Here is a 25,058-nt window from a genome sequence, read left to right on the forward strand (position 1 = left end):
TCTCCGATGATCTAAATAAAAAACCCCGACGAATCGGGGTCAGTCTAAACAAATTACTTAACTCTCTTATCCTTGATTCTGGCAGCTTTACCGGAGAGTTCTCTTAAGTAGAAGAGTTTGGCTCTTCTTACTTTACCTTCTCTAATAATTTCAATTTTAGAGATTTTGGGAGAGTAATAGGAAAAAATTCTTTCAACGCCAACGCCGCTTGCAATTTTTCTAACGGTGAAAGTTTTATTTAAACCGGCACCTCTAATATTAATCACATCGCCTTCGTAGGGCTGAATTCTTTCTTTATCGCCTTCAATAACTCTTACGTGAACACGAATATGATCGCCGGTTTTAAACGCCGGTATATCAGATTTCATCTGATCAGCTACTATTTCTTTTAGATTATCCATTTGTTACTCCAGGTTATTTATTTTTTTCCACTTTTCTGTTAAAACTTTTGACTGTTCGTCTTTCCAGTCTTTTACTTTTTTTTCGTGACCGGAAAGAAGAACTTCCGGTACTTTCAAATCTTTGTATTCAGCCGGCCGAGTATAATATGGGGCTTCAATTACATCCCCGTCCATAAGTGAATCGTTCAATGCAGATTCGCTGTCGTTCAGAACACCGGGCAGAAGCCGGACGACCGAATCGATAATAACAAGTGCAGCAATTTCCCCGCCTGTTAAAACATATCTTCCGATAGAGACTTCCTCGGTCGCAAATATCTGGCGGACCCTATCGTCAATTCCCTTATAATGCCCGGCAATAATCAAAATATTTTCAGCGAGAGAAAATCTGTTTGCCATTTTCTGATCGTAGAATTTTCCTCCGGGAGAGGGATAGATTACGTGGTCGTATTTTCTATCGGCCATTAATTTTTCAATACATTCAAAGAACGGTTCGGGTTTAAGGAGCATACCCGGTCCGCCGCCAAAGGGTTTATCATCTATCTGACGGTGTTTATCGTAGGCATAATCACGCAGATTATGGACAATAATTTGGACCTTGTTTCTCTCCTGAGCTCTCTTAAGAATACTGGTATTGAGAGGACTAATCAGAGAATCCGGTACGGCGGAAATAAGATCAATTCTCATCGTCATATAGAAGTTCGCAGCCGGGAACTAAATCAATTCTTTTCTTAACCGGATCTATTTTTTTTATACAGTCTTTGATTGCCGGTAATAAAATTTTTCTATTATCTTCGCACTCGATCACATAGACATCGTTTGCCGGTAAAACAAGGACGTCCGTAACAGAACCCAAAAGAACTTTTTCTTTAAAGACACTACACCCTATCAAATCGTGAATGAAATAGGAATCATCGGACAATTCGACGGAGTTAATCTCTTCAATAAAAACATTCCTGCCGATAAATATTTTAGCATCATCAGCGGAAGAGAATCCACTGAGTTTAAGCAAATATTTACCTTTTCTTTTATCTACTTCTTCGACATCAAATTCTTTTTTAGTGCCGAAGAATTCAATAAAGACCTTTTCCAGGTCGTAAAATCTCTCACTAAAATCAGAAAAGGAATTTATAACCAGAAAACCATCTGAGCCATGCAGAGCAATAATTTTGGCTATTAAAACAAATTGATCCACACCAGACCATTAACCAGAAACGGAGAGGATTAATCTAATATTTTTAAAATAGCCCGTTTTCCGTCTTTAGCTGCAATAGCAGTCAGCAATGTCCTCATAGCCTGAGCGGTTTTACCCTGTTTGCCAATGACTTTGCCTACATCTTCAGCGCCGACTTTAAGAGTAAGCTCGATGGTTTTTTCATCGGGAGCAACTTCTTCGAGCGTAACGCCGTCGGGGTTATCGACAAGATGTTTTGCTATAAATTCAATAAATTCCTTCATGAGAGTACCTATAATTAAGTGAATAAGGGTACGTATTTAATGGTGCCTGCTGAACCATTAACAGGAACAGCTTATTCGGAAGCAGTACCCTTTGCTTCCGCTGCATTACCAGACTTTTCTTCATCTTTATCAGCGGATGCTTTTTTAGATTTAGCTTTGTCAGCACGCTTTTTCATTTTTTCAGCGAGCGCAGCTTCTTTCAATTTTTTCCACTCATCAAGTTTAAGAGAGATCTGTTCATCAGACAGACCTTTTTTCTTCAGATCATTTTTAAGAATAATACCCTGATCAGACAAAATATTTTTAACCGTACCGGTAGGCTGAGCGCCAACACCGAGCCAGTAAAGAGCACGATCTTCTTTTAATTCAACAGTAGCCGGATCAGTTTTAGGATTATACAATCCGATCGATTCGATAAATTTACCGTCTCTTGGTGAACGTGAATCAGCCGCAACAAGTTTGTAAACAGGCTGTTTTTTCTTTCCCATTCTTCTCAGTCTTAACTTAACTGCCAATTTGTTTTTTCCTCCATTTGATTTTTTTTATTAATTATTTCTAAAATTTTTCAGATTCATCAAACCGGATTTACCGGATTTGGAACTGAGCATTTTAACCATCCTCTGCATTTCTTCGAACTGCTTGATAAGACGGTTAACATCCTGAATAGTATTACCGCTTCCTCTTGCAATTCTTTTTCTTCTGCTTCCGTTAAGGATTTTGGGATTAGCCCTTTCCTTTAATGTCATCGACTGAATAATCGATTCGACTTTCACGATCTGCTTATCGTCGATATCGGCATTTTTAACGGCAGAACCAACACCGGGTACCATTGCAAGCAATGATTTGAGCGAACCCATTTTCTTAATCATCTTGATCTGCTTCAGGAAATCGTCGAAATCAAATCTGTTCGTAAGGAGCTTTTTCTCCAGGTCCTCAGCTTCTTTTTCGTCGATCTGCTGTTGAGCTTTTTCGACCAGAGAGATAACATCACCTTTACCGAGAATTCTTGAGGCCAGGCGGTCGGGATAGAAGAGTTCAATCGAATCGAGTTTTTCACCAAGACTTGTGAATTTAACCGGACGATTTACAACAGCACGGATAGAGAGGACACATCCGCCTCTTGAATCGCCGTCGAGCTTTGTTACAACGATTCCGTCGAAGTCGACCTTATCGTGAAAAGCTTTAGCGGAATTCACAGCGTCCTGACCGGTCATAGAATCGACAACGAATAAAGTTTCGGTCGGATTGACCTTAGCTTTAATTGCGGCAGCTTCATTCATCATTTCTTCATCAATATGAAGCCGTCCGGCCGTATCGACAATGACGGTATTGAGCCCGTTTTCCTTAGCATAAATCAGAGCTTCGGAAGCAATTTTTACCGGATCTTTGCTGTCGGGAATAGTGAAGACCGGAACTGAGATCTGTGTTCCGAGAATCTTCAACTGTTCAACTGCAGCAGGGCGGTAAACGTCAGCAGCAACTAAAAGAACATTTCTTTTTCTATTTTTAAGATAATTAGCAAGCTTGGCGCTAAAAGTAGTTTTACCGCAACCCTGTAATCCGATCAGCATTATAGTTGTAATGCCGGACGGATTAAGTGTAAGTTCGGCGCCTTTACTTCCAAGAAGAACTGTCAGTTCATCGTAAATAATTTTGGTGATGAGCTGCCCCGGAGTAACAGATGCAAGTACTTCTTTGCCAAGAGCTTTCTCTTTAACGTCGTCAATAAACTGTTTGGCGACCTTATAATTAACATCAGCATCTAAAAGAACGCGTCTTATTTCGCGCAGGGTATCGGAGATATTCGATTCAGATAGTTTCCCCTGCCCGGTAATTTTTTTTAAAGTACGTTCAAGTTTTTCAGTTAAATCTTCGAGCATTGCCTTTCAACTCGGTTAAAAGATAATAAAAAGAGGGTTCATTTCAAAAGTTAATTATTTAACTTCCCTTTAAGGCATTTGCTCCGGAAACAATTTCAATAATTTCTCTTGTAATAGAAGCCTGACGTTCTTTGTTATAAGTCAGGTTCAATGAACGAATCAACTCTTTAGCATTTTCAGTTGCCATATCCATAGCAGTCATCCGGGCTCCCAGTTCAGCAGCATATGATTCGAGCAGGTACCGCCACATCTGTGAATTAAGATGTTTTGGAAGCATTGAATTAATAATGCCGGGTTTATCCGGTTCATAAATATATTCCGAATAACTTGATTCAACGGAAGTATCTTCAAAAGGTTTAATCGGTAAAAACTGTTCGATAACCGTTTTCTGCTGAATCACGGATTTAAATTCGTTATAGACAACTAAAACTTTATCAATTTCGCCGGATAAATATTTGTGAGTTAATTCTCTAACAAGTCCGGAAGCGAATTCAAATTTCAAGTGTGAGAATATTCCCGGGTATGAACCGGAAACATTATAATTTCTGCGGGTGAAGTGGTCGTTCCCTTTTTTACCGAGGCAGTAGAGTAAGACCTTTCCGTTTCTGTTCAGCTCATCAAGTTCATTTTTCAAAAAATCTTCAGCATTTCTGATAACATTCATATTGAAGCTGCCGCATAAACCTCTGTCGGAAGTAATAACAATCAGAGCAACTTTTTCAGTTTTACGCTCGGTTATCAAAGGGTTGTTAATATTTTTTTCAATTTTCAGAAGATGGCCTAAGACTTCGGAGATTTTTCTGGAATAGGGTCGGGAATTAATAATGTTTTCCTGAGCACGGCGCAGTTTTGCAGCGGCAACCATTTTCATTGCCTTAGTAATCTGCTGCGTGTTCTTCACACCTTTAATTCTTCTCTTTATGTCGCGAAGTGTAGCCATTAGAATTCAGATCTCTTACGTAAAATATTATCCTTTGTTAAATTTTTCGATGAACTCTTCCACTGCTTTTTTAAGCAGCTGAACGGTATCATCCTTTAATTCTTTTGCAGATCTAATATTCTCATAAATTGCCGGGTATTTCAAGTCAGCGAATTCATGAAATTCTTTTTCAAATCTTTTTACATCCTTAACATCAACAGAGTCGAGAAAGTTGTTGGTACCGATGTAAACACTAACGACCTGTTTCTCAACAGGAATAGGAGTGTACTGACCCTGTTTTAAAAGTTCAACAAGCCGGGCACCCTTTGCAAGAATTTTCTGAGTAGCCTTATCAAGATCGGATCCGAATTTAGCGAAAGCTTCTAGTTCACGGTACTGAGCGAGATCGATCTTAAGAGAGCCGGCAACCTTTTTCATAGCTTTGATCTGTGCATTACCGCCTACACGGGATACGGAGATACCAACGTTAATAGCGGGCCGAACACCTGCGTTAAACAAGTTTGGCTCGAGATAAATCTGGCCGTCTGTAATAGAAATAACGTTTGTAGGGATATAAGCGGAAACGTCACCCTGCTGAGTTTCAATTATCGGAAGGGCTGTTAAGCTGCCGCCGCCGAGATCCTCGCTAAGCTTTGATGCACGTTCGAGAAGACGAGAATGGAGATAGAAAACATCGCCGGGATATGCTTCGCGTCCGGGAGGTCTTCTTAAGAGGAGCGAAAGCTCGCGGTATGCGGCCGCCTGTTTTGAAAGGTCGTCGTAAATTACAAGCGAATGTCTTCCAGAATCGCGGAAATGTTCGCCTAAAGTCGCACCTGAATAAGGAGCGATATACTGAAGAGGCGCAGGAGAAGAAGCCGGTGCAGCAACAATAGTAGTATAGGCCATAGCTCCCTGCTCTTCAAGTTTAGCTACCACCTGTGCGATGGTTGAATTCTTCTGACCGATAGCAACATAAACACAATAGACCGGTTTGATACCGAACTTCTTTGCTTCTTCAGTATGAGTATACTTCTGATTAATAATAGCATCAATAGCAATGGCTGTTTTACCGGTCTGACGATCACCGATAATAAGTTCGCGCTGCCCTCTGCCGATGGGTATCATCGCGTCGATAGCCGTAATACCGGTTTGAACCGGTTCTTTAACGGGCTGCCGGGCAATAACGCCGAGGGCTTTCCGTTCGATCGGCATATACTTATCGAACTGTATGGTGCCTTTGCCGTCTACGGGTTCACCGAGCGGATTAACAACTCTACCGAGGAGCTTATCGCCAACAGGGAAAGATGCAACACGGTTGGTTCTCTTAACGGTATCTCCTTCTTTAATCAGGCTTGATTCACCGAACAGAACGCATCCGACATTGTCTTCTTCAAGATTAAGAACCATACCGGTAACGTTATTGGGGAACTCAACCAGTTCGCTAGCCATAACATTGGACAAACCGTAGACGCGGGCAATTCCGTCGCCAACCTGCAGAACCGTACCGACTTCATAGATATCGACTTCATTATCAAAACCGGCAAGTTGTTTTCTAAGAATAGCAGAGACTTCGTCAGGTCTAATTTCAGCCATTTTTTTTTCCTAATTGTTCTAGATACTAATCTCTTCCGAGAATTTTTTTCTTAATAAATCGAGCTGGTGTTTTACCGATGCATCGAGCATAGTATCATTAATATTAACGATAAAACCGCCGATTAAATTTTTATCAACATAATATTCGGGTTTTACTTTTTTACCCGTTCTTTTTTCGAGTTTTGAAACGAGATCTTTCTTAACAGAATCGGTTAAATCAACCGAGGAAGTAATTCCGGTTCTAACAATACCTTCCTTGTCATCACGCAGGTTCAGAAATTCCTTCATAATTTCCATCATGATATCCTCCCTGCTTTTACCCACAATAAAATCGAGGAATTCAGAAGTCTCCTTACGGATTTTGGAACCGAAAATTTTTGAAAGCAGGTTCTTTTTATCCTTCTGTTTAATAACCGGATTACGAAGAACAGATCTCAATTCTTTGGATTGACTAAGAGTATTGAAGATAAGCTCAATATCTTCGCCATATTTTTTCAACAGTTTCTTTTCTTCAGCGAGCTGAAAGAATGAATTGGCATAACGGTATGAAATTCTGTAAATGCTCATATTCAGTTTTTGGAAAGATCGTCCAGATATTTTTTAACTAATTTAACCTGTTTATCCTTATCAAGATTTTCCCTAAGTATTTTTTCAGCCGATTGAATAGCAATATCGGCCACCTGTTCTTTCAGTTTATTAAAAGCTTCCGCATTTTTCCGTTCAATTTCGGCCGCAGCATTCTCAACCATTTTCTTAGCCTGGGATTTGCTTTCGTCGAGGATCTGGGATTTCAGTTTTTCGGCGAATTCCCTGCTCTGGTCAACGATTTTTTTAGCTTCCTCTTCGGCTTTCAACATGCTCTGCTTATTATCGGCAATCAGCTTCTCGGCATCTTTTTTAGCAGTTTCAGCTTTTTCGAGAGATTCTTTAATAAAGTTTTCTCTATCCCGCAGCGAATTAAGGATCGGTTTCCATGCAATCTTTTTTAGTATAAGGAGCAAAAAGATGAAAGTAACCACGGTCCATAATATCACGCCCGGATTAACATCCAGTGGACCGCCGCTTTCGCCGCCCGAGGCAAGAGCCAGCATTAATAAATTAGCTGAAGTCATTTATAATCTTCCTGATAATTTTATAAGAGAAACAGAAATTACTTTAAAGCCAGAAGGATACAGATAACCAAAGCAAATAACGAAATACCTTCTATAAGAGCTGCAGCAATAATCATAGATGTTCTGATTTCACCGGCAGCTTCGGGCTGACGGCCGCTGGCTTCCATAGCTGCGCTTGCTAATTTACCGATACCGAAAGCACCGCCGATAACGGTCAATGCTGCGCTAAAACCGGCTGCTAAATATGCGTATTCCATTTAACTTCCTCCTATTATGTACTGTTATTAAATAATTAATGCTCTTGATGATATGCCATCCCGATAAAAAGCGAAGACAGCATTGTAAAAATATATGCCTGAATAAGTGCTACCAGTATTTCGAGCAGGAATATGAACAATGCAAACGATATAGATACGGGTACCACGAAATACGTCCTGAGTATGAAAATTAATCCTATAAGAGCCATAATAACTATATGACCCGCGGTCATGTTCGCAAAGAGACGAATAGCCAGTGCGAACGGTTTTGTAAACAATCCTAATATTTCCACAACAAACATGATCGGTAGAAGCCACATCGGAATTCCGTGGGGAATCAGTCCCTTGAAATATCCGAAGAAGCCGTTCTTCATTATTCCGCCGATCTGAATTACCATAAATGAAATTGTTGCGAGTGTCGCAGTAACAGAAATATTACTTGTAGCTGTTGAACCGTAAGGTATCAGACCTAAAAAGTTACATGTGAGAATAAAGAAGAAGACCGTAAGAAGATAAGGCAGGAACTTCTCGAAGCCATGCCCGATAGTCGGTTTTGCTATCTCATCTCTGACAAATATAATAAGAACTTCGAGTAGATTTGTAACTCCTTTAGGAATCAAGGATTTCCGATACGATTTTTTGGCCGCAATAAATGCTAAAACGAGAAGGAGTACGGCAATCCACATAAATACAACGTGTTTGGTAATGGAGAGGTCCATACCAAATAGATGGATTTCAGGTAGATGAATAATACCGAAAGGAGTAAGATCCAGTTCACGGGCATCGAGAACATGGTGCATAATCCAGCCGGTATCCTGGGCACCGGAAGCTTGTAATGTATCAGCTACTGCAGTTGAATCAGTTGTCCACATTTAACTTGTTTTTGAGGATTATTAAGGCTTTTCAGCTTTTTTCCTAAATAAATTAACTTCATATGAAAGAAATAAGATATACCATATGAAGAGTGCAAATATAAACGCATATTTGTCAATATTCAAGAATTTTATCACCACAAATACACCTATTAATGTTAGAAGGAGCCTTAAGACCATACCGCCGAGGTTAAATATGAGAAAAGTTTTATTCGGTTTATTCCTCGAAAATTCCCAGAAAATGAGGAATAGGATAAAATTTAGCGCGACCAGCCCGGCCGAATAAAAGAGAGATCCGGATATTACCGGAGTCAATATTTCAAAATGGGATAATATCAATATCGAAATAATATAGAACAGGAAGACAAGTACCGGGTATTTAGCTTTTTTTATCAATTTTCTTTTTGTTAAGGTCTAATGTTGTTTTAATGAAGTTATAAATTCCGGCGAAACCTCCGAACAAAGAAAAGATAATCATTAATACCGGCTCTGTATTGAATTGTTCATCGAGCCACCGGCCAAGAAAAAACATAAGTATCATTGTTGCGGCTAATTGAGTCCCCAGACCCAGGTAAGGTCCAACTTTCCTGTAACTCTCGGAAAACCTGGAAGTATAATCTTTCCTTTCCGTCACTCACCTTTAAGAATTGGAGTTGTTCTGATTCATAGAACTTGTGCCATCGAAGAGAGCACCTTCTTCGATAATCAGAATTTTGGCCATCAGGTCGCCCTGCAAAACCGATTTAGATTCAAGGCGGAGTTTTTCAGCAACAACTACTTTACCTTCAACTTTCCCGCTCATAGAAATATTGCGGGCTTTTATTTCACCTTTGATCCTTGAAGAATCTCCAATTGTAAGATTACCGCTAACGGCCACATTACCATTAATAATTCCATCGATTCGGACATTTCCTTCACTCTGCAGGTTACCGTCAATAATAACTCCACTGCTGATAATGCTAACATCTTCAGCATGTGTCTCTTTTTTGACTGACATGTAAAAATCTCCTTATTTAAAAAATTAGTTCTGCCGGATTAACCGGTTTTCCTTTCCGCCACATTTCAAAATGAAGGTGCGGCCCGGTAGTGTTTTTACCTGAATTTCCGCTGAGCGCAATTAGTTCGCCCTGCCGAACAAAATCCCTCGTTTTTTTTATCAAGGTTGAACAATGCTTATAAACAGTAATATAATTTTTATCATGACTGATTATTATCATAAAACCGTCTTCGTATGTATAGTCCGAAAAAATAACCAGTCCACCGGCAGACGCGAATACCGGCGACCCGGTTGGGACACCAAAGTCGATACCGAGGTGTCCGGCTTCCGCATTAAAATTCTGAATTACAATACCGCTAACGGGCTCAAGGAATATAAGATTGGTGTCCGATTGAAAGAGCTGGCTAAAAAGATCTTTAACAACCGAAAAAATATTTCCGCCGATCTGAAGTTTTTTATTTATTCTTGTTTTCAGTGTATCGTAAAGGGGATCATCGGCAGCAATTGAATCTTTTCCGGCAAGCCGGAGAGCATATTTCATTTTCTCGTTTGTGCTTGCAATTGATTGCAATTGAGAGGTTAGGAACTCAACTTTGGACTGAAGCTCAACAATTTTCTCCCTCTGGAGTTTTAATTCCTGGTTATCGAGTACAAAAATAAAATCCTTTAGAGGAGTAACTGACAGTATGAAGATCAAAATAAGCCAGGCAACAAGAGTATATATTGATAAATAAGCTACAGTCTTGCGCAGACTGAATTTATAGCTTTTAGTAGCAGCATCAGGATAATTAGGAGTAATATAAAAGGACGTCTTCTTAAGAAAATCCCATTTAAACCATTTCATATCAATTCCTATAAAGGGAATGTAAATATATAAATTTGAGTTCTATTTTTCCTTAACCATTATAAGGCGCAGCGATTCCTGGAGAACAGATTCGGGTTTAAGGCGATATCCGCATTCGAATGATTTAATCGGGCAGTTATTACGGCCGTGGATTCCGCATGGCTTGCAATCGAGTCCGTCTACCGACAGAAACGAACTCCGACTATTATACGGATAAAAGCCGAAGCCCGGAATAGTTGAACAGTAGAGAGTAAGAACCGGAATGCCAGCAATCATGCCCATATGTGCGGGCGCACTGTCGTTACTTATTAGAAGTCCGCAGTACTTAAGCGCCTCAACAGATTCAATAACAGTGAAGCTTCCGGCAAGGTTGATGGAAAAGTTTCCGATATAATTATGGAGGCGTTCGCATAAATCGAAATCACTTTTGCTTCCCAAGAAGAGAATAAAGAAATTCTTTTCTGCGAGCATACGGGAAAGCTGCAGATAATACTCCTCCGGATATTTTTTTGTATTCCAGACAGAACCAGGCGCAATTGCAATAAACCGAGAAGAAGATATGTTCAAAACATTTTTAATTTTTTCTTTTACGGCGCCGGGAATATTTATTAACGGCGGTATCCGCCAATCATTACGCTGCGTATCGATTCCGACTAACTGAAGGTTCCGCTCAACTTCATGAGCAGTCTTATCATACTTTATCAGTTTTTTATATGAATATGCGAATGATGAGTTATCAAACCCGAACGAGAGGCCGGCATTGAGAATCATAACGATTAGTGAAGTCCTGAATGACCTGTGCGGCGAATAAATTCTGTTGTAATTGTTCGCCTTAAGATGTTTTGCAAATTTAATCAGGTTAAGAAACGATTTTTGAGATCCTCTTTTATCGTAGCTGTAAACACGGTTTACAAACAGTGAGTGTTCAAAGACCTCTCTTGTTGAAGGTATAGAGACAACATCAATTTCCGAAACGGGAAAAAGTTCTTTCAGCTTTTGAATCATGGGCAGGGTCAGGATAGCATCACCCAGGAAGGCGGTTTGAATAACAAGTATCTTCTCATTTTTCATCAATACTTCCAGAGTTTGTGCATCCAAAAATACTGTTCGGGAGACCGGGTTACAATTCTTTCAAGGTAATCAATATACCGTTGTGTAAGGATTGCAATCTTCTCTTCGTTATTTTCTGGAATGCCGGAGAAATCGAGTTCTTCAACGTGAAGATTATATTTAAGATTATTCTGCCGTTCAATAATGCACATCAGTACCGCGGCTCCCGTCCTGTCTGCTATTGAAGCTGCGCCTGTATACAATGCGGTCTGGCGGTTGAAAAACCTGAAACGGGGCCCATCCTTATGCCCTCTCTGATCGCCCGCAATAAGAACAGCCTCCCCGTTCTTCAATGCCTGATAGATCGATTTAACAGAGACTCCAATCGGAATAACTTTGGTATTGGCAACATGCCGTGTCTCTTCGAGCCATTTGGTGACATAGGGATTTCTCTGAGGTTTAACGAGGACATTAAAACTACCCGCTATTTTAGCAGCAATAGAGGAAACAATAAATTCCCAGTTACCGAAATGACCGGTAAGTAGGATTACCCCCTTGCCTTCTTCCATCTTTTCCTGAATCAGTTTTATCTTATCACATTCAACCTGGTTCTTAATAATATCTGTTGAGAGATGGGGCATAAGCATCAGTTCAAAAAAAGTAATGGTAATATTCTGGTAATTTTTTCTGGTAATAGATCTGATTTCGGAGCTGGATTTTTGCGGAAACGCATTCGAAAGATTCGAGATTGCAGTTGATCTTCTGATAGGGATAAAGTAATAAATGAACACGCCGATTATTCTGGCAAACCGGCGTGTTCTTTCAAGTCCAAGCTTCTTCAACAACCGTGTAAGATTGCTGAAGAGGAAAAACTCGATCTTATTTTTATCGATTTTCAATTTTTATAGTGTGCTGATTCTTCGCATCCAGTTATCGTCTCTATATTCTCCCCTCATGTTAGAATGAAGCAACTCATAATTTCCGAATCCGGTTAAATCACCGAAAATAAAATTAACACCTCCTTCAAGATCACCGTAGAACCAGATCTCATGAGGTTTAAGATTCGGCTCACTCGGGAAATAATCCCTTTGGTCCGGCTCACCGTACAATAAATAAACACGACCTCTTTCGCTCAGATGGCCCACTTTATATTTTGAGGAAAAATTAAGGTTAACATATTCAAGTCTTTTCATATACTCCATTTTATACTCATTCTGCGGAGTATTGAAGTCGGTGTCCCTGTTTTTCCAAAATTTGAACAGGAAATCCCTCTTAATATTCAATGAATCGATCAGCTTGTATTGATTTAATTCAGCCTGAGTCGCAATAAAACGGACCTGCTCAAACATCTTATCGCATTCTTCATTAGTCATAAGTGCAAACTCGCTTCCGATAAAACTTCCGCTAACAAGCTGACCCTGGTTCGGTGCAGCAACACCGGGATTATAATGGAAGAATTTTTTTGTAGAAACAAAAGCATGCTTTGTAGCGTTATCAACAAGACTGATTTCAAGACTGTATGAATCGGTCGGCAGTTTCGATAAATTGATCAACCCATAATCGACAATAGAATTAGGGCTCTGTGCAACTTTTTTATCCGACTTATAAACTGAATTTCCCGAACTATTGAACACCTGTTTAGAAAGTGTAAAGTCCGCTGAATTATCCTCCAATAAAAGGTCATAGAGTTCGGTATAATAGAAAAGTACAGGCGCTTTATCAGAATAGACCATGGAAGGATTCGGTACAACCTCCAGAGAATTTTTATAGAAGAGAGAGAGAGGATCTGCATCAAACTTTTTAATATTAGCGGATAATTCAATATCGCTTATAGAGAATTTTTTTGAAGTGTAAGGGCGGACAATAATCTTTTCATTAATAATTTTCTGAAGATTCTGATTATTGGCGTCATAGGCCTTAACAAGAAGGGAGTAATCGCCTTCAGGGACCTGGAATCCGAAAACTCCGACAAGGTTTTTAGCAATTCCGGCTTCGGCATCAATTACGTTCTGAATCCGCCAGCTTTTATTAATATAGAATGTATCGGCGGCAAGATCTTTCATTTCGATATGAACGATTGCTTCGAGTGAATTACCGGACTGCGAGGCAGAGGTAGTCATAAACTCCGGATTCAAATCGTAATAAAATTCCAGGTAGACTGATTTTGAATCGTACTTGAATTTAGCGTAGTCGAATTCGAATCTCAGTTCATTCTGTGAACGAATAACTGATCCGAATAATAAAACAGAGAGAATAATTAAAGATATTTTTTTCATTCTAATACTCCGCAAGTTTACTATTGCAGCCGGTTAAATAAATAATAAAAGCTTATTAATCAATCCATAAAGATGGTACGAAAAGATATAAAAGACCTTTTTAAAATAAAAAAACCCGAGCACCTAAAATAGATGCTCAGGTTTTTAAAGTTAACTACAAATTACAATCCAAGCTGAATTGTAAATACATGGTTATCATCGAAGAACTGGGTCTGTCTGAAAGCATAATCGAACTTAAGCTGAGTTCCGCCCAGATCGTACTTAATGCCAAGACCGGCTGTAAGACCGTAGATATTGGCATCGTCGTTTTCGAGTTCAGGCAGGAACATATATCCGCCGCGTACGAAGAACATGTCGTTAAGACCATATTCCATACCTAATCTAACTTCGTCGCCGTAGTAGTTAGCATTCTGGTATGTACCGCTAAGCTGCAGATAATTGGAAGCATTGAAGTTTAGATTATAGCTCATACCGATTTCGAGAAGAGAAGGAAGTTCGAAAGCCATAGCTTCGCGTTTGTAAGCAGCTTCTCCTCTTTCCAGAGTTGAAGGAGTAGCATTGATATACAAACCGGAGCCGTCGTACTTCATCTGAGGGCCGAAATTCTTAAGAGCCATAGCAAGACCGAGACCATCGACGTTAGCGAGGTTTCTGTAAGTAATACCGATATCGAATCCGACAGCATTAGCGCTTACCAATCCAAGTTTTTCGGTGATATAATTCATAGTAACACCAACAGCAATTCTATCACTTAACAGTCTGGAAAATGTAACGCCGAGAGTAAGGAAAGTCGGCTGAAAAGTCTGGCCGTTTCCATCCGGATTTTCAACGGTAGTAACGTTGATCGCGTCGATAGCAAGGGATTTCAAGCTGAAAGCGAGAGCACCGAAGCCATCGATATTTGTAGAAACACCAACGTATGTAACTCCGATATCAGCGATGTATGACATATGGGAGAACAATACATTTGTACCCTGATCGTAAGAAAGGTTAGCTGGATTCCAATAAACGGATTCTAAACCGGAAGTACCTGAGATAGAAGATCCACTCATTGCAATACCGCGGGCACCAACGGGAATCAGAAGCTGAGAAGCAGCTCCCGTTCCGTTTCTTACACCGCCGCCCGCATAGATAGCACTTGCAGCAAGAGCTAAGATTATAAATATTCTTAAATATATATTTTTCATTTTTTCTTCTCCCATCTATTAATAGTGATCAAGAATCTGTTGTTCTTGAATGACAGCCAGTTTTATTACCTTCGTTTTGCCTAACTCAGGCATATCCACATAGACAATGTATAAACCACTTGCAACCGGGAAATCGCTTTCGTTTAACAGATCCCATGTCATGAACTGGCTTGGAGAATTTTTCTCGATCGTACGAACCAACTGACCGGCTAAGTTGAAGATACGGAGAGTAGCTTTTTCCGGTAAGTGGCTGAATGTAACGAATCGCTGATATTTATTTATTTCGCGAGGGTTAACACCATAGTATGGGTTCGGGAATACGTTGATCTTTTCAACTTCTTCCTTGGCAGCTTCAACGTTACCTTTAACAACCTTAGGAGTTGTGAACGTAAATACGTCGTTTAACTGATTCGGCTTTGTTGTAGAGATCTTGATGATTGTACCCTGTTCCGGTGCTTTCTTTTCAGCAGGAAGAGTAGCAACCTGGGATGCATCGATCAAGTTGAAACCGACGAATACCAATCTCATCATACCAGGATAGGAACCCCAAACGTCATCATAGTAAGCCCAGAGAACATCCGCTGATGCACCAGCCGGGTTGGCTTTATGTTTAGCAAGGAGATTATTATATCCTACTTTGCCAGGTGTCTTATCAAGAGGAATAAGGAAATAAATAGCGTCTGTCTGAGGATCGTTTGTACCGCCCGACTGAACGTTATCAACAGCCTGAACCTGGAAAATACCGTCGCCGTCATCAAGAACCCATGCCATACACATAAAGTCATCTGCTGTTGATGCAGTGCCTCTTGTATTCCAGATTTCAAACGGAACCTGCATAAATCCGCCAGTTGTCCAGTTCAGGAAGGCCTCGCTACCGGTCGCGGTAAATCTGAATTCAAAGTCATCAGGAACTAAAGCAGCAACACCGCTAGGAGTAGAACCGAAACCGCCGGTGTATTGAGTTACTCTGCCAACCCAGTATGAGTAAGCATAATCAGTGCCGCCGTTAGATCCGAGGACCCAAACAGCGCCGCTCTTCTGCTGACCGGCACCAGCGTTTGGCCAGCGTCCGCCCAATGATTCAGTCCAGTTAACAGAAACACTTGCAGGAGGATTAAGAGGACCGTTAGCATTTGCAAGAACTTCAAAGTTCTTGAAGTCATTCGGAGCGCCGGATACTTTTACCTGAACACCGTCAACAAACGGAGATGTCGGGCTTGCGCTCTGATCTGTAACATTAGTAACAGGAGTTGTATTCTTTGTTGTATTCTTGAGGTTCCAAACCATCTGGTTATTAACCTTAGCGAAACTTACCTGGTATGTATCGCCGGTAAGTTTTGCAGGGTCGTATACTGTGGCTTTAACAGAACCGTCGCTTGTTCCGGTAGTATGGGTAGCAGTAATAACCTGGCCGGTTGTGCCTTCATAAATGGTTCCCGGATTCGGCTGATGCGGAGTAGCAACAATTCTTGCCGATAAGGTTTCGAGAACGTTCGGAACAGCATTAGGATCAGGATTTACGGAGTAGGCAGAAACTACAAAGTAGTATTCAGTACCGTTAGCCAATGGAATACCATCGCGAATCATGTCCTTTGTAATTGTAATAGATCTCTGAATACCTTCGTTCCTTCCGAACTTGGTAACAGATCTTGTTACGTTATTTGTATTAGCATCGAATGTTAAGCTTTCTACGTTTCCGATAAGGTTATTAAGATCGTATGTTGCAACAACTTTAGCTTCGTTGAGCTGAGCATTCAGACGCGGAAGCTGATAAACTACATAACCTTCGAATTTGTAACCTAACTGGTCGTGGCTTTCAATCTGGGCAACGCGTGCCTGATCTTCACCCCAGGAGATAACGAGCTGCTGATCGAACTCGGATGCTTTACCGATCTTGGTAACTTCATCGAGAGGAACTATAGGAGCAGCAGGAGGATTAGGAACCTGGAAGAAGTTATTGTATGCCTGCTGAACCTGCAAATCCTGATATTTCAAGAGAGCAACAGCGCCGAGACGTGTTACAGGAGCAACACCGCCTGCAGCGAGCTGACCAACTACGACTTCCTGAGTATCGCCGGCGGCCATTGTAAATGGACCAGCTACCAGACCGATACGTCTATCCTGTTTCGGGAATAAGATACCATCGATCCATCCTGTACCTGCAACCGGATCGCCGGGCGCAAAATACTTGGAGGTTTTTCCGGTAAGAGGATCGATAAAAGGAGTACCTAACGTAGCGTTTTTACCTTCGAACAGGTTACGGAAACGGAGAGCTCCGTTTGCATAGTTTCCTAAGGTCGGGTCACTCCAGTTTGCAACGCTTTGAGTAAAGAGGAAGAAAGCAGATGCGCCTAAATTGACATAACCGGTTTTAATTTTATTCTTGAAAATTGCATGGTCGCCTGGATTACCGGGAACGATTGGTCCCTGCAAAAAGTCGAATCCTGAAGAAGGAATATTCGAACCGTAGGATGGATCGGAATCGTCACCGTTATAAATGTAACCAAGGCTTAATACAGTATCAACGCCTGCAAAGTCGTCGCCTGCATCTCCGCCGAGATCAGGATCGGACCACATACAAACGTAGAAATCTGTAAATGTTTTGTTTGTTTTATTGATGATCATGTATTTTCTGAATAATGCATCACCAAGAGCATTCTGCTGATTATAACCAAAGATGGTAGCCTGCATTTCAATACCGAATCCTTTGGATCCGTATAATTTTTGAGCCTGCGTATCATCAACGTCGTTGGCAACAAACCAGATAGTCTGGTCTGCGCCCGGAACGCCGGGTATATCAACAGCGGGTTCATATGTTCCGTTTCCATTTACATCTTTATATGGAGCGCCATACTGAGCCGGCCATTCCTGCCAGTCTTTATCGTACTGAGCATAAATAGCTGCCTGGGTTTTTCCTTCATCAAGGATTTCTTTGCTATAATCTGCCTGCGGATCTTTATAATCCGGACGTACTCTATATATTCTTACATGTGGAAGGTTAGAATCCTCTCTTGTTCCGTCGGGAAGAATTCTACCGGGCTGCTGGCCGCGGTTATAGGTGGAACCTGAGATACGGAATTCTTTTGTACCATCATCAAGAGGAAAATCACCACCATAAACGAAACCTGATTCATAGAATACGGTCTTTCCGCTTCCGATTGGGAATTGGAAACCAGAGTCACCAGTAGTACTCAAATCAGAAATACCATCATTACCAAAGAAAGTAGAGATGTTATTTATATTGAATTTGGTAACACCGGGAGTTCCAGCTGTTTTATAAACTTTACCTTTCTCTTTTCCTTCGACACCTTCAGCTTTCAGAGAAAAGCTACAGAGAAGGATCAAAGCAAAAGCAAGATAAAAGCTTGATCTAATTAATTTCATACCACTTTCTCCTTTGTTTATAATATGCGATTAATATTCTAATCTTACACCTAATCTAACCTGACGCATACCACTCCATAATCCGTTCCTCTGAATATTCAGCAATTGATACAAATCGATATACTGCTGACCCTGAGCTCTTAACTGCTCCTGGTAGGTAGTTGGATTACTTAAATAACCGTCATCAGTAGCTGTACCGGTTGTAAGGTATACGTTGTTTACATTCTTCGCATTTAACAGATTCAATACAGTGATGTAAATATTAGCTTTTAATCGATCATAAATTGTAAATGATTTATCCACTCTTAAATCGACGTTGAATGAAGCCGGCATAGAAGAAGATCCGAGAGGCTCGGCAGGTGTTCTGAATCTTGCATCACCGCTGCCCTGCTGAGAAATACCAACAGAAGCCGGGTTACCGATACCGCGTGTAAACGGACGGCCCGATGCGTAAGATAAGAGGAGATTAACACCAAAGTTGCTAAGAATAGCCGGACCATCGTTATCACCGAAACGGTAATCGATATTCAGGTTACCAGTAAATGGTCTGTCGAATTCAAGCGGAGAAATGTTTTTAGGATTAAATGGCTGACCGGCAATAACCGGAGCTCCAACAATACCACGATTCGAATTCGGATACGAACCGGTTCCTCTTGCATCCTGGAATGAGAAGCTGCCGTTAACTGCTAATCTGTTATACCTTCTCATAGTAAGGGATACTTCGATACCTTTTGTGGTTGCAAAGTCTACGTTATCCTGAACAAAGTAGTTCTGATAACCGGAAACTATATCAACTGACTGAGAAACCATCTGAACAAGATCCTTCACGTCTTTGTAGTATGCTGTAATGTCGAATGAAAGGAAGTCAGCAATCTGCTGTGAAAAACCTAATTCATAATTGGTTGTTCTTGTAGGTCTGAGACCCAATCCTCTCCAGTTAGAGAAGAAATATCCGGTTGTTAACTGATATGCATAATAATCATATCCAACATAGGATTGATTCAAGTCAGGCTGCTGAACGAATTTTCCGTACTGAGCATGGAAAACTGTCTTATCGGTTACAGGGAAGGAGATACCGATACGCGGGCTGACTGCACTGAATGCAGGTACTTTTTCCCAACCGCTTTCAACAAGCGTATTGGTAGCTTTGATAATTGATAAGTCAGGTCTGGTTGGATCAATCATCTGGAGGTTATCAATATCAAAATAGTCGTAACGTAAACCAACGTTCAAGATAATATCTTCGAATTCAATCTTATCCTGAATATAAGCTGCAGCAAAAACAGGTTTGTGAGGAGCGTGGAAAATATCTCCTTCGTCAAGTTCGTTGCCAAAGTAATCATAACCGTAAATAGTTGAGCCATTATTTCTCAAGATATCGATTTTGATCTGTTCTTCGGTTTTACCCTGAGGATTCTGCAGATTGTTATAAAGCATTTGTGCGCTGTAAGCCGGGATGAAGTTTCTGTATGTCCATGTAATATATTCACCGCCGATCTTAATAGAATGATATTTATTAGGCAACCAGTTTAAAGCACCGTTAAATGAAAGCGAACTTGTGCTGCTCTTCTGGTAACCATAGTTTGGAGCGCCTGTTCTGGGGAAATTCCAGTCGTAAACGTTGAGAGATCTTGGAGCTACAAAACGACCGTATACTCTTCTTGCAATGTCCTGAGGTGTTCTTGTCCAGACATATCCTGCAGCTGCGTTGGCAATACTATCGCCGTAAGCCCAGTAGTTGTCTTTCATAGCTTTATCCTGCTGCATGTATGAAGAGAGTACCATGCCTGCGGATAATTCGTAGAACATTTTCGGACTTAAGATATGAGTCATTCTTAAATTGAATGAACCGTCGTTGCTTGTGTACTCGCCGGGACGGTCGTTATTAACTTGAAAAGGACCTGTTGCGTTAGCATCATTTTCATTAAGATTATAACTTCCGGAGAGTCTGAAAATAACCGGTTTGAAATCGAAGTTTAATGTACCGGTAAATGTATAATACTGTCTAGCAGCTTTTCTTTGAGCACCGTTCGGGTAAACGAAATTAACAGTATCTCTCTGAGCAGCCGGTGTTTTTTCGTTCCAGATGAGGCCGACATTAATTTCCGGCTGATCCATATGAGTCGGGCTTAACTGGAAAGTAGAGTTGACATTCAAGAAATATTTAACAGCCTGAGTAAAGAGAGGACCACTTAAAGAGAGAGACTGCTCGTGGTATCCCCAGTAATAAGTACCTAAACGTTTTTTACCTTCGAAAGCACCTTCTCTGCTCTGGAAAGCAACGTTATCAGTGATATACTCGTAAGAAGCTTTGAACTGAGAGCCGCCGCTTCTGAGTGTAGAACGGACGATACCGGAGTTAGCGCCGCCGAATTCAGCAGTATAACCACCGGACTGAACCTGAATTTCTTCGAGTGCGTCCTGAGAAATAGAGACTGCTCTTCCGCCGCCTCTCGGATTTCTAACAGAAACACCTTCAATATAATAACCAACTTCATCTTCACGACCGCCACGGATATGGAATTCGCCGTTGGTGGTAGTAACGCCAGGAGTTAGAGAGAAGATATTATTAAAACCGCGGATAGGAAGTTTTTCCATGTCTTCGCCGGTTGTAATTCTAACAGCGTTGGTGTTATCTTTCTGGATAAGAGGCCTTTGTGCAACAATTTCCACTGTGCCTACCTGAATGTCTTCGCTCGGCAGTTCGAAATCAATATACGCTGTGAGGTCAGCATTAACTCTCACGTTGGATATTGTAACAGTCTGATATCCGAGATACGAAGCCCTAACTGTGTAAACACCAGCTTCCAGGTTTTGTAAGAGAAATTCGCCGCCTGCGTCGGTAGCCGCACCGGTGGTCGTACCCATTACGATCACGTTTGCGCCAATCAGTGCTTCACCTGTTTGCAAGTCAACTACTTTTCCCTTAATTCTACCCTTTGTACCAGCAGTAAGTAAGACAGGACAAAGAGCTAGAAGAAGCAAAAAGTAAAAAATCCTTCGATGCATACTATACTCCTTAATTTGTTGATTTAATTAAGAAAGGGTTTCTTGAAGTGAAAACTTGTAAAGAAATTGACAATAATTACCTCCTTTACTTTTAGATTTCCATTCTGTTTTTGTTAATTAAATAAAACTCATTTTTGCAGGTACTAAAAAATTACCCTAATTGAAAAGGAACCGGATTCCTTAATGCAAAGTCTAAAGCCCCAAAGAGATTATTTAATTTTTCTTGATTGTAGCGAGCTCAAAATAACTTAATGATTTTTCTAAGTCAAGGAAATTTTACGTTTTTTCGGGGTTTTTACCAGAAGCCCCTAATCTTTGACTGAAAATAATACATGATGGTTTTTTTGTCAAGGTCTAATTTATATAGACCTGCTTCCCGGAAGCCCCTCTCTTTTTTAATCCCGTTTTTCTATCCGAAAATCTTTGGAGCTTTTCAACGGTTTCTTTTCAAATTACTTGTACAGAACTATTTTGAAAATCTGATTTCGTCCTCATTATAAATTGCAATTCCGCCGAAATAAGTTGAGATCCATTTATTATTGTATGAATCGACAAATACATTGAAAACGAAATTGTCCTTCAAAGGTGAATTTGATTTATTCCAGTGAATACATTTATTGAAATCATATATAATAATGCCCTCACCAAAACTTCCCGCCCAGATTTTTTTATTTTTATCCTCTACTGCGGAATAAAAACCCTGGATCGGAATTGGCGGATTTCCTTTGTTTAGAGATTTGAAAGTCAGGCCGTCAAATAGAACCAGATCGCCGTATTTATAACTTATCAATTTATTCTTATCTGATGTTTCCGAGATCCAGTAGGCTACATAACTAAGACTATCGACATTAAGATCGGATTCGGATTTCCAGACGCCATCAATTATAAAAGCAAGTTCCCCCTGTGTTGCAAGGTATTTATTATTGTTATCATCTATATAAATGTATGTAACCTTATTATCTATAAGTATAGAGTTCGTTTTATCGTAAATGGTCCAGTTTCCGTTTTCAAAAACTCCAAGCCCATTCGAGAAAGTGCCTACCCAGATATTCGATTGTTTGTCGAAAGCAACCGAATAGATCCAATCCTGGGGGATGCCGGAATTTTTTTCATTAAAAACTTTCCATTCGGAATTCCCATCAAAGACTGCCAATCCTCCACCCATGGTCCCGATATAAATATGCCCGTTATTGAACGCGATGCTGTAGACACAATTATGAGGAAGAGGAGAATTCTCTTTATTAAAGACCGACCAGTTTTTCCCGTCGTATTTAACCAGGCCTTTATCCCATGTTCCGATCCAGTAATTTCCGGCTGGATCCTGAGTAACGCACCTTATCGTATTACTTGGCAATCCGCAGTTTGTAGTATCAAATTGAATCCAGTTGCCGGCCTGAGCCACGGCAACCGAATTCAAAATAAATGAGAACAGAATAAAAATAAATGATGATAAATAATTATTTATCATAAATGCAGAAAAGATGATTATAAGAGTTTCGAGAGTTTTTCAACAAAGACTTGTTTGGGCACCGCGCCAATAACGGTATCTTTTAATTCGCCACCTTTGAAAAATAATACAGTTGGAATACTTCTTACACCGTATGTAATTGCAGTCTGCTGGTTATCATCTACATCAAGTTTTCCGATTTTTGCTTTTCCATCATATTCAGCCGACATTTCTTCAATTATCGGTGCAATCATTCTACAGGGTCCGCACCAGGCAGCCCAGAAATCAACAATCACGGGAAGATCCGATTTTAAAGCTTCTGCGTCAAAGTTATCATCAGTAAAAGTAAAAGGTTTCATTATAATTGACTCCTATCGATTTTTATAAATTAAACAACCCCATTTCTTTTTAGTACTTCGCGGGCAATAATACCTTTCTGAATTTCATTTGTCCCTTCAAAAATTTTATTAATCCTGGAATCCCTGTAGTATCTTTCCACGGGTAATTCTCTTGAATAACCCATTCCGCCATGAATCTGAACTGCATGATCCGCAATCTTATCAAGCGATTCCGAACAGAAGAGTTTTACAATTGCCGATTGTTTGGCAACATCCTTCTTATTATCATAGTCAGTGGCGGTTCTATAGACCATCGATTCCATAGCAAAAATCATAGCAGCCATTTCAGCAAGCATAAACTGAATTGCCTGAAAATGTGAAATGGTCTGGTCGAATTGTTTTCTCTGTTTAGCGTATTGTGCGGACATTTCGAGCAATTCTTTTGAAGCGCCGAGGCATGCGGCTCCTAGGCCCAACCGGCCGGCATCGAGCGTTTTCATTGCCAGTATAAATCCTCTGCCGTCGGTTCCTATCAGATTCTCTTTAGGAATCCGGACATTATCGAACGTAATGGGATTTGTTGAGCTTCCGCGAATTCCCATTTTCTTTTCGGGGGGTCCTGCATGAAATCCCTCCCTGTCAGTTTCAACAATAAAAGCACTTACGCCTTTATCGGTTCTCGCAAAGACAGAAACGATATCAGCAATTCCACCGTTTGTTATCCAGAGTTTTTCGCCATTAATTACCCATTGGTCTCCGTCTTGTTTTGCCCGTGTTCTTACATTGAAAGAATCGGATCCTGCCTGTGCTTCTGTGAGACAGAAAGCACCAATCTTTTCACCTTTTGCGAGCGGGGTAAGATATTTCTTTTTCTGTTCTTCATTGCCGCCTATATATATGGTATTTGCGCCGATCGATTGATGGGCACCGATAAAAGTTGCGGTGGACATACAACCGCGCGCTATTTCCTCCTGCATAAGGCAGTATCCTACTTCACCAAAACCTCCTCCGCCGTATTCTTCAGGAAAGGAAACGCCGAGAAATCCGAGCTCACCAAGTTTTGAGATCAGTTCATCGGGAATTTTTTCGTCGGCATCAATTTTTGAAGCGACCGGTTTTATTTCGTTATTAACGAATTCGCGGGTCATATCGCGAAGCATTTTCTGTTCTTCAGTAAGTATAAATTGCATAATTGTGAGCTCTATATTATTTGATTATTGTACTTGTATTTTCGCCGATATAATTGACGATATATTCACCGCCGTCAACACCTATTACATTCCCTGAGATCCATCCGGCTTTTTCGTCGCACAAAAGTAGAATCGCTTTTGCAACATCTTCGGGAGTTGTAAGACGGTTGTAGGGATTTTTCATTTTGGCCGCATTCATCATTTTATCGAACATCGGGATTTTATTTCCTGCAGGAGTATTGGTAACGCCGGCCATAATAGAATTGCATGTAACTTTCATAGCACCGAGTTCAACGGCAAGCTGGCGGATATGAGCTTCAAGAGCCGCTTTTGCTGCGGAGACAGCACCATAATTAGGAATGACAGAATGAGAACCGGCACTGGTAAGAGCGAATATCCGGCCGCCTTGAGCAAGCAGGTTTCTAAAAACCAATCCCTGAGTCCAGTAGACAAGAGAGTGGGCCATAACATCGAGTGTCATGTTCATCTGGGATGGAGAAAGGCAATCGTTTGCGTTTTTTGATATATAGGGTTTTAAAGTACCGAATGCCAGAGAATGAATGAGTACATGAACATGAGGGTGATCTTTAGTTGCAAATCTCTCTTTAATTTCATCGAGAGTATCGTTTATTTTAATTTGGTCGGCTGCGTTTATATTAAAGAAGACGGCTTTCTGACCGGTCCGTTCAATTTTTTTAATAACCTGCTGAACCTGAGGCATAGTAGCCTGGCGGTCGAGATGGACACCGAAAATACTATAGCCGTTTTTAGCAAGTTCAACGGCCGATGCACCGCCGAATCCGCTTGATGCGCCCAGAATCAGGGCCCACTTCTGTTCCATTTA

General features: G+C 40.7%; 25 protein-coding genes. All 25 read right to left on the minus strand.

The features are described 5' to 3' along the window. Nucleotides 1–53 precede the first annotated feature (53 nt). The 25 genes from rplS to PLZ15_14380 all read right to left on the minus strand — a co-directional run bounded on the left by rplS (nucleotide 54) and on the right by PLZ15_14380 (nucleotide 25,055). Entirely contained in the window at nucleotides 54–401 is a 348-nt protein-coding gene (gene rplS, locus PLZ15_14260; protein HOI30905.1) for a 50S ribosomal protein L19, read from the minus strand. Between the two features lie 3 nt (nucleotides 402–404). After that, nucleotides 405–1,091 carry a tRNA (guanosine(37)-N1)-methyltransferase TrmD gene (trmD, locus tag PLZ15_14265; protein HOI30906.1) on the minus strand — a complete coding sequence of 229 codons (687 nt, stop codon included), beginning with the start codon at nucleotides 1,089–1,091 and terminating at the stop codon, nucleotides 405–407. Further along, complete coding sequence (gene rimM, locus PLZ15_14270) at nucleotides 1,075–1,593, minus strand: ribosome maturation factor RimM (GenBank protein ID HOI30907.1); 519 nt, start codon at nucleotides 1,591–1,593, stop codon at nucleotides 1,075–1,077. The genes trmD and rimM overlap by 17 nt, the downstream gene beginning before the upstream one ends. Nucleotides 1,594–1,622: 29 nt before the next feature. Further along, the gene (locus PLZ15_14275) at nucleotides 1,623–1,856 is read right to left on the minus strand and encodes a KH domain-containing protein (GenBank protein HOI30908.1); all 234 of its coding nucleotides are present in this window, start codon (nucleotides 1,854–1,856) and stop codon (nucleotides 1,623–1,625) included. A gap of 71 nt (nucleotides 1,857–1,927) precedes the next feature. Continuing rightward, nucleotides 1,928–2,371, minus strand: coding sequence for a 30S ribosomal protein S16 (gene rpsP / locus PLZ15_14280; GenBank protein HOI30909.1), 444 nt, complete (start codon nucleotides 2,369–2,371; stop codon nucleotides 1,928–1,930). A 30-nt stretch (nucleotides 2,372–2,401) separates the two neighbouring features. Then, complete coding sequence (gene ffh, locus PLZ15_14285; GenBank protein ID HOI30910.1) at nucleotides 2,402–3,736, minus strand: signal recognition particle protein; 1,335 nt, start codon at nucleotides 3,734–3,736, stop codon at nucleotides 2,402–2,404. Nucleotides 3,737–3,794: 58 nt separating this feature from the next. Then, nucleotides 3,795–4,676, minus strand: coding sequence for an ATP synthase F1 subunit gamma (gene atpG, locus PLZ15_14290; GenBank protein HOI30911.1), 882 nt, complete (start codon nucleotides 4,674–4,676; stop codon nucleotides 3,795–3,797). A 27-nt stretch (nucleotides 4,677–4,703) separates the two neighbouring features. Next, nucleotides 4,704–6,251, minus strand: a complete 1,548-nt coding sequence (gene atpA / locus PLZ15_14295) for a F0F1 ATP synthase subunit alpha (GenBank protein HOI30912.1) — start codon at nucleotides 6,249–6,251, stop codon at nucleotides 4,704–4,706. Between the two features lie 18 nt (nucleotides 6,252–6,269). Continuing rightward, entirely contained in the window at nucleotides 6,270–6,818 is a 549-nt protein-coding gene (gene atpH / locus PLZ15_14300) for an ATP synthase F1 subunit delta (GenBank protein ID HOI30913.1), read from the minus strand. Between the two features lie 2 nt (nucleotides 6,819–6,820). Next, a complete protein-coding gene (gene atpF, locus PLZ15_14305) occupies nucleotides 6,821–7,363 on the minus strand; it encodes a F0F1 ATP synthase subunit B (GenBank protein ID HOI30914.1) in 543 nt (180 codons plus the stop codon). A gap of 38 nt (nucleotides 7,364–7,401) precedes the next feature. After that, the gene (atpE, locus tag PLZ15_14310) at nucleotides 7,402–7,620 is read right to left on the minus strand and encodes an ATP synthase F0 subunit C (protein HOI30915.1); all 219 of its coding nucleotides are present in this window, start codon (nucleotides 7,618–7,620) and stop codon (nucleotides 7,402–7,404) included. Nucleotides 7,621–7,655: 35 nt separating this feature from the next. Next, nucleotides 7,656–8,492, minus strand: a complete 837-nt coding sequence (gene atpB, locus PLZ15_14315) for a F0F1 ATP synthase subunit A (protein ID HOI30916.1) — start codon at nucleotides 8,490–8,492, stop codon at nucleotides 7,656–7,658. Nucleotides 8,493–8,871: 379 nt separating this feature from the next. Then, a complete protein-coding gene (locus PLZ15_14320; protein ID HOI30917.1) occupies nucleotides 8,872–9,126 on the minus strand; it encodes an AtpZ/AtpI family protein in 255 nt (84 codons plus the stop codon). A 6-nt stretch (nucleotides 9,127–9,132) separates the two neighbouring features. Then, nucleotides 9,133–9,489: a polymer-forming cytoskeletal protein gene (locus PLZ15_14325; protein HOI30918.1), complete on the minus strand. Its 357-nt coding sequence runs from the start codon at nucleotides 9,487–9,489 to the stop codon at nucleotides 9,133–9,135. A gap of 16 nt (nucleotides 9,490–9,505) precedes the next feature. Then, nucleotides 9,506–10,333 carry a M23 family metallopeptidase gene (locus PLZ15_14330; GenBank protein ID HOI30919.1) on the minus strand — a complete coding sequence of 276 codons (828 nt, stop codon included), beginning with the start codon at nucleotides 10,331–10,333 and terminating at the stop codon, nucleotides 9,506–9,508. 42 nt (nucleotides 10,334–10,375) lie between these two features. Next, on the minus strand, nucleotides 10,376–11,404 hold the full coding sequence (locus tag PLZ15_14335) for a glycosyltransferase family 9 protein (protein ID HOI30920.1): 1,029 nt from the start codon (nucleotides 11,402–11,404) through the stop codon (nucleotides 10,376–10,378). Further along, on the minus strand, nucleotides 11,404–12,282 hold the full coding sequence (locus PLZ15_14340) for a lysophospholipid acyltransferase family protein (GenBank protein ID HOI30921.1): 879 nt from the start codon (nucleotides 12,280–12,282) through the stop codon (nucleotides 11,404–11,406). The genes PLZ15_14335 and PLZ15_14340 overlap by 1 nt, the downstream gene beginning before the upstream one ends. A 3-nt stretch (nucleotides 12,283–12,285) precedes the next feature. After that, nucleotides 12,286–13,659 (minus strand): GWxTD domain-containing protein, encoded by a 1,374-nt coding sequence (locus tag PLZ15_14345; GenBank protein HOI30922.1) that lies wholly within the window; start codon nucleotides 13,657–13,659, stop codon nucleotides 12,286–12,288. Between the two features lie 161 nt (nucleotides 13,660–13,820). Then, on the minus strand, nucleotides 13,821–14,846 hold the full coding sequence (locus PLZ15_14350) for a PorV/PorQ family protein (protein ID HOI30923.1): 1,026 nt from the start codon (nucleotides 14,844–14,846) through the stop codon (nucleotides 13,821–13,823). Nucleotides 14,847–14,864: 18 nt separating this feature from the next. Then, nucleotides 14,865–18,230, minus strand: coding sequence for a T9SS type A sorting domain-containing protein (locus PLZ15_14355; protein ID HOI30924.1), 3,366 nt, complete (start codon nucleotides 18,228–18,230; stop codon nucleotides 14,865–14,867). A gap of 30 nt (nucleotides 18,231–18,260) precedes the next feature. After that, complete coding sequence (locus PLZ15_14360) at nucleotides 18,261–21,239, minus strand: TonB-dependent receptor (protein HOI30925.1); 2,979 nt, start codon at nucleotides 21,237–21,239, stop codon at nucleotides 18,261–18,263. Between the two features lie 466 nt (nucleotides 21,240–21,705). Continuing rightward, on the minus strand, nucleotides 21,706–22,707 hold the full coding sequence (locus PLZ15_14365; protein HOI30926.1) for a two-component regulator propeller domain-containing protein: 1,002 nt from the start codon (nucleotides 22,705–22,707) through the stop codon (nucleotides 21,706–21,708). 17 nt (nucleotides 22,708–22,724) lie between these two features. Then, nucleotides 22,725–23,045, minus strand: a complete 321-nt coding sequence (trxA, locus tag PLZ15_14370; protein ID HOI30927.1) for a thioredoxin — start codon at nucleotides 23,043–23,045, stop codon at nucleotides 22,725–22,727. 29 nt (nucleotides 23,046–23,074) lie between these two features. Further along, nucleotides 23,075–24,214, minus strand: a complete 1,140-nt coding sequence (locus PLZ15_14375; protein ID HOI30928.1) for an acyl-CoA dehydrogenase family protein — start codon at nucleotides 24,212–24,214, stop codon at nucleotides 23,075–23,077. Nucleotides 24,215–24,230: 16 nt separating this feature from the next. After that, nucleotides 24,231–25,055, minus strand: coding sequence for an SDR family oxidoreductase (locus tag PLZ15_14380; protein ID HOI30929.1), 825 nt, complete (start codon nucleotides 25,053–25,055; stop codon nucleotides 24,231–24,233). Between the last annotated feature and the right edge of the window lie 3 nt (nucleotides 25,056–25,058).

Source organism: Melioribacteraceae bacterium (assembly GCA_035362835.1).
GTDB lineage: Bacteria > Bacteroidota > Ignavibacteria > Ignavibacteriales > Melioribacteraceae > DSXH01.

Bases quoted from the DNA above. Each gene is read 5' to 3' on its own strand.
- PLZ15_14275 (HOI30908.1), bottom strand. From the start codon at position 1,856: ATGAAGGAATTTATTGAATTTATAGCAAAACATCTTGTCGATAACCCC.
- ffh (HOI30910.1), bottom strand. From the start codon at position 3,736: ATGCTCGAAGATTTAACTGAAAAACTTGAACGTACTTTAAAAAAAATT.
- PLZ15_14360 (HOI30925.1), bottom strand. From the start codon at position 21,239: ATGCATCGAAGGATTTTTTACTTTTTGCTTCTTCTAGCTCTTTGTCCT.
- PLZ15_14345 (HOI30922.1), bottom strand. From the start codon at position 13,659: ATGAAAAAAATATCTTTAATTATTCTCTCTGTTTTATTATTCGGATCA.
- PLZ15_14380 (HOI30929.1), bottom strand. From the start codon at position 25,055: ATGGAACAGAAGTGGGCCCTGATTCTGGGCGCATCAAGCGGATTCGGC.
- rplS (HOI30905.1), bottom strand. From the start codon at position 401: ATGGATAATCTAAAAGAAATAGTAGCTGATCAGATGAAATCTGATATA.
- trmD (HOI30906.1), bottom strand. From the start codon at position 1,091: ATGACGATGAGAATTGATCTTATTTCCGCCGTACCGGATTCTCTGATT.
- atpB (HOI30916.1), bottom strand. From the start codon at position 8,492: ATGTGGACAACTGATTCAACTGCAGTAGCTGATACATTACAAGCTTCC.
- PLZ15_14330 (HOI30919.1), bottom strand. From the start codon at position 10,333: ATGAAATGGTTTAAATGGGATTTTCTTAAGAAGACGTCCTTTTATATT.
- trxA (HOI30927.1), bottom strand. From the start codon at position 23,045: ATGAAACCTTTTACTTTTACTGATGATAACTTTGACGCAGAAGCTTTA.
- PLZ15_14375 (HOI30928.1), bottom strand. From the start codon at position 24,214: ATGCAATTTATACTTACTGAAGAACAGAAAATGCTTCGCGATATGACC.
- PLZ15_14365 (HOI30926.1), bottom strand. From the start codon at position 22,707: ATGATAAATAATTATTTATCATCATTTATTTTTATTCTGTTCTCATTT.
- PLZ15_14335 (HOI30920.1), bottom strand. From the start codon at position 11,404: ATGAAAAATGAGAAGATACTTGTTATTCAAACCGCCTTCCTGGGTGAT.
- PLZ15_14355 (HOI30924.1), bottom strand. From the start codon at position 18,230: ATGAAATTAATTAGATCAAGCTTTTATCTTGCTTTTGCTTTGATCCTT.
- atpG (HOI30911.1), bottom strand. From the start codon at position 4,676: ATGGCTACACTTCGCGACATAAAGAGAAGAATTAAAGGTGTGAAGAAC.
- PLZ15_14350 (HOI30923.1), bottom strand. From the start codon at position 14,846: ATGAAAAATATATATTTAAGAATATTTATAATCTTAGCTCTTGCTGCA.
- atpE (HOI30915.1), bottom strand. From the start codon at position 7,620: ATGGAATACGCATATTTAGCAGCCGGTTTTAGCGCAGCATTGACCGTT.
- atpA (HOI30912.1), bottom strand. From the start codon at position 6,251: ATGGCTGAAATTAGACCTGACGAAGTCTCTGCTATTCTTAGAAAACAA.
- atpF (HOI30914.1), bottom strand. From the start codon at position 7,363: ATGACTTCAGCTAATTTATTAATGCTGGCTCTTGCCTCGGGCGGCGAA.
- PLZ15_14325 (HOI30918.1), bottom strand. From the start codon at position 9,489: ATGTCAGTCAAAAAAGAGACACATGCTGAAGATGTTAGCATTATCAGC.
- atpH (HOI30913.1), bottom strand. From the start codon at position 6,818: ATGAGCATTTACAGAATTTCATACCGTTATGCCAATTCATTCTTTCAG.